This window comes from Desulfococcus sp. (genome assembly GCF_050178255.1).
GTDB lineage: Bacteria > Desulfobacterota > Desulfobacteria > Desulfobacterales > Desulfococcaceae > Desulfococcus > Desulfococcus multivorans.
In genome coordinates, this window is record NZ_JBFXGG010000179.1 from 1 (window position 1) to 4099 (window position 4099).

Below are 4099 nucleotides of genomic sequence, written 5' to 3' on the forward strand. Positions count from 1 at the left end.
CAGTTTTTTTTGATCGTCGCGATCATGGAAGATGAAGGGCTGCTCCCCAGCGAGCTTGCCGAGAAAACCGCCCAGGACCGACCGACGATCACCGGTCTTCTCGATCGCATGGAAAAAGTCGGATGGGTCGAACGGAAAGCGGATCCGAAGGACCGCCGCTCGTTGCGGATCTATCTGGGTCCTCGCGGGAACGAATTGAGACAACCGCTGTTGAAGCTCTTCGAGGAAACCAATCAAAAATTCATTGATCGCTTCTCTGAAAAGGAATGGCGTCTGATGCAGTCTTTCCTGGTCAGGCTGGAACAATAAACCTGATCGGCGATGCACCCTGCGACAGACCGGGATGAAAGGAGAATTATCATGAACAGGTCTTGGCCGATACAACTGACCGACCATGTGACCGTTTTCGGAAACGAGGATTTTCGACATTATCTGGTCGGTGAATATCAGGATATGCTGATCGAGTGCGGCGTTACGGCCAGTGCCGCCCGGTTTGCAGAGCAGTTGTCGGACGCCGGCCGGGATGCGCCTGACAAGCTGCTGGTGATGCATGCCCACTTCGATCACGTCTGCGGCATTCCCGAGTTGAAGCGCCGTTTTCCCAATGCCGAAGTCCTGGCTTCGTCTGCGGCCGCCAGGGTTCTGGACAACCCGAAAGTGATCGCCGGCTTTTTCGATCAGGACCGGAAGGTCGCGGGGTATCCGGAAACCGGGGCTTCCGGAGCGAATGCCGGCTGCTCGGAGCGGATTGCGGTGGATCGCATCGTCAACGGCGGTGATCGCATCGCGCTGAAAGGCGGCGAACATCTGGAACTGATCGCCGCACCGGGCCACAGCCCCTGCGGCCTGGCCGCCTGGTTCGAAAAAGACCGCGTGCTTTTCGTCTCGGATGCGCTCGGGTTTCAGATTTCCGACGACATGATCTTTCCGGTTTTTTTTCACGCTTACCAGGCATATATCGAGACCATCGAACGGCTGGGGAAATACCCGGCCGAGGTCCTGGCATTTCCCCACGAGCGGATCTGGCGGGGAAAAGACGTGAAAGCCGTTTTTGAACGGGCGTTGTTCGCAGCCCGAAATGTCCGCGAGGAGATCGTGTCGGCGGCGGATGAGGGGCGGGACCTCTCCGGGCTCAAGGCGGTGCTCTTCGACCGGTTCTACCGCGGAAAGCTGCAAATCTACACCCCGGAGAACATTCGGCTCTGCGTGGATCTGCTGGTCCGGAGAAGCCTTCAAGACCGGTGAGGTGTCCGTGCAGTCCGGGCCGCTGATCCGCCGCGGCGCTTGAGCGGCACTGAAACTCATTGCTGAAGGGGCGCGGGCGGTTTTTTCCCTTCAGGATTTTCAGGTTCTCCTGTTTTCGCACACCTTGATTATTATATCGGATAGTTATATAGATTCTTCCAGGCTGACATTTTTCTTGCTGGAGTCATGCTCTGGGTTTTCGTCAAAGACGGGGCAATACGGCACGGACTCGCCGTGCGAACTTTAATACAACTGCTTAGCTCAAGGTGGCAGATGGATAAGACTGAAGACTGAAAGGACTCGAACACGCCATTCACCACAGACGCAACTCTTCAGTCGTCAGCCTTTCAGAGAAGGATTCAAAAATGATGTTCGATCCGCATATTCTCCTGACAGGGGTCGTTGTTTTTCTGGCCAGGATCTGTGATGTTTCCATCGGTACCGTGCGAACCATCGTCACGGTTCAGGGGCGGACGGGTATCGCTTTTACCCTGGCGATTTTTGAAATCACCATATGGGTGACCGTCGCCGGCACGGTGATCAACCAGATCGGGGACAAGCCGCTCCTGGTAATCTTTTACGCCTTCGGATACGCCACCGGCAACGTCGTCGGCATCATTGTGGAGCGTAAACTGGCCTTCGGAACGACGATTCTCAGAATCATCACTCCCAACGCGGGGATGGCCATTGCGTCGCATCTGAGGGATAAAGGCCAACCCGTCACCCTGTTCAAAGGTGAAGGCATGTACGGGCCGGTCGATGTGCTTTATATTGCCTGCCGGCGCCAGGATCTGAAGTGGATCCTGCCCGAGGTGCAGCGCATGGACCCTGAATTGTTCTATGTCATCGAGAAAGTCCGCGACATCAGCAAGGTGCTGAGGCCGGCATCTTCCTTGGTTGGGGGATGGCGGTCGGTCGGCAAGCGCAAATAGACATATCAAAAAACGGCACCGGCTGGGTTTTCGCCGGACAACGCCATGATTAGTATATAGTTTATGCAAGCGGATGACAGCCTGATACGCGTCCTGGCGGCGGCCTTCCGGGAACCGGGTGAAACATTCTTCGCCGTTATAGGTCGATTCAGATTCCATCCACCTGGTAGCGCAGCTTCCTTTCAGAGTTCCTGTCTTCGGGCACACATCCTGCTTCTGTATGTCTCACAACCAGCCGATGCTGAAATCAGCGTTGGATACGACGGCCTTTCATGCCTGCTCCGGCATCGGTTGGACAAGGATAAAGGAGGTACCCCATGAACAGAGCCATCCGGATCAACGAACAACGTCATGCCCGCCGGCGCGACGCCTTCATAGAGGCGCTGGTGGGCGCGGCTAACGGATATTTTAAAATCTACTCCATCTATCTGGGCCACCGTTTAGGACTGTACAGGGGGCTGGCGGACCTCGAGGCCCTGACCTCCGGTGAACTGGCGGCCCGCACCGGCACCCACGAGCGGTATGTCCGCGAATGGCTGGAACAGCAGGCCGTGGCCGGCATCCTGGAAGTGGCGGACGAAACGGCGCCCACCCTTGAGCGACGGTATCGGCTGCCTTCCGGCCACGCCGAGGTCCTCATCGACCGCGAGAGCGTCAACTACCTGGCCCCGCTGGCCCAGGCCGCCGTGGGGGTGGCGCGTCCTCTCGAGGCCCTCGAGGCTGCTTTTCGAAGCGGTGGCGGCGTACCCTTTGCCGAATACGGTGAAGAGCTCCGCCGGGGCGTGGGCGAGCTGAACCGTCCCCTGTTTCTGTACCAGCTGGGCAGGGAATACCTCCCGTCCATCCCCGACATCCACCGGCGGCTCCTGGCTGATCCGCCTGCGCGGGTGGCGGATATGGGCTGCGGCACCGGCTGGTCCGCCATCGGCATGGCGCAATCCTACCCCGGGATCCACGTGGACGGCTTCGACGTGGATGCGGCGTCCATCACCGACGCCCGCGACAACGCCCGAAATGCCGGCCTGGACCACCGGGTGCGCTTCGAGGTGCGCGACGCCGGCGATCCTGACCTGACCGGTGCGTACGACCTGGTGACGGCATTCGAATGCGTCCACGACATGTCCGACCCCGTGGCCGGCCTGACCACCATGCGCCGGTTGGCCGGCTCTCGCGGCAGCGTCATCGTCATGGACGAGCGCACCGGCGAGCGATTTACCACGGCCGACAACCCGATCGAGCAGTTTTTGTACGGATTCAGCGTTATGGGATGCCTGCCGTCGGCAATGGCGGAGCAGCCCTCGGCCGCCACGGGAACGCTCATGCGGCCCGATACCTTGCGGCAGTACGCCCGTCAGGCCGGCTTCCGGGACATCGAAATTCTCCCCGTCGAAAACGACTTTTTCCGCTTCTATCGACTGAATGTGTGAGAAGCCGATTGACATCGACACTGTGCATCCGATCGGAGACGGGACCCGCATCCCTCGGCGGGGGTTGGGTTGTCGAATAGGCTCTGGCGATTGCATTGTTCTGTGCATGCCGCGTCGAGGACGATTTTACCGGCGGGGTTCGAATGGCGGTCAATCACAGCGGCGACAGCGACAGCACCGGCGCCATAACCGACAACATTCTGGGTTACTTGCTGGGGCGGCATGTCATTCCACCAACTTTCAGAAATCCCTTGGAGCTGAGGGCGGTTATCGAAAGACTGGCGGTCGATCTTTTTATAAAATTTCGCTCTGATGACCAGTGGTGGCGGCTTTATCCGGGGTATTGACTCTGAGATTTCCAGCAAATAACAACGTCAAAACAATGCCCTAATGGCTGCTGGGGCTTCGTTTTTCTTTTCCGTTGTTCGACACATCCTCTTTTGATATAGTACGTTATCTTTCCCCAGCATTACGGTGCCGACGGCGCCAACACAT

At 58.2% G+C, this 4099-nt stretch carries 5 protein-coding genes; all 5 read left to right on the top strand.

Annotation, left to right across the window (positions count from 1 at the left end):
• The coding region (locus AB7S84_RS16795) for a MarR family winged helix-turn-helix transcriptional regulator (protein WP_428155916.1) at nucleotides 1–309 on the top strand (309 nt) is incomplete at its 5' end.
• 51 nt (nucleotides 310–360) lie between these two features.
• Entirely contained in the window at nucleotides 361–1245 is an 885-nt protein-coding gene (locus AB7S84_RS16800; protein ID WP_428155918.1) for an MBL fold metallo-hydrolase, read from the top strand.
• A gap of 365 nt (nucleotides 1246–1610) precedes the next feature.
• The gene (locus AB7S84_RS16805) at nucleotides 1611–2177 is read left to right on the top strand and encodes a DUF2179 domain-containing protein (RefSeq protein WP_020875018.1); all 567 of its coding nucleotides are present in this window, start codon (nucleotides 1611–1613) and stop codon (nucleotides 2175–2177) included.
• A 317-nt stretch (nucleotides 2178–2494) separates the two neighbouring features.
• Complete coding sequence (locus AB7S84_RS16810; RefSeq protein ID WP_020875019.1) at nucleotides 2495–3604, top strand: class I SAM-dependent methyltransferase; 1110 nt, start codon at nucleotides 2495–2497, stop codon at nucleotides 3602–3604.
• 89 nt (nucleotides 3605–3693) lie between these two features.
• The gene (locus AB7S84_RS16815; protein ID WP_428155921.1) at nucleotides 3694–3951 is read left to right on the top strand and encodes an ADP-ribosylglycohydrolase family protein; all 258 of its coding nucleotides are present in this window, start codon (nucleotides 3694–3696) and stop codon (nucleotides 3949–3951) included.
• The last annotated feature ends 148 nt before the right edge of the window (nucleotides 3952–4099 follow it).

Coding starts and splice junctions, on each gene's coding strand:
- AB7S84_RS16810 (WP_020875019.1), top strand. CDS start 2,495: ATGAACAGAGCCATCCGGATCAACGAACAACGTCATGCCCGCCGGCGC.
- AB7S84_RS16800 (WP_428155918.1), top strand. CDS start 361: ATGAACAGGTCTTGGCCGATACAACTGACCGACCATGTGACCGTTTTC.
- AB7S84_RS16805 (WP_020875018.1), top strand. CDS start 1,611: ATGATGTTCGATCCGCATATTCTCCTGACAGGGGTCGTTGTTTTTCTG.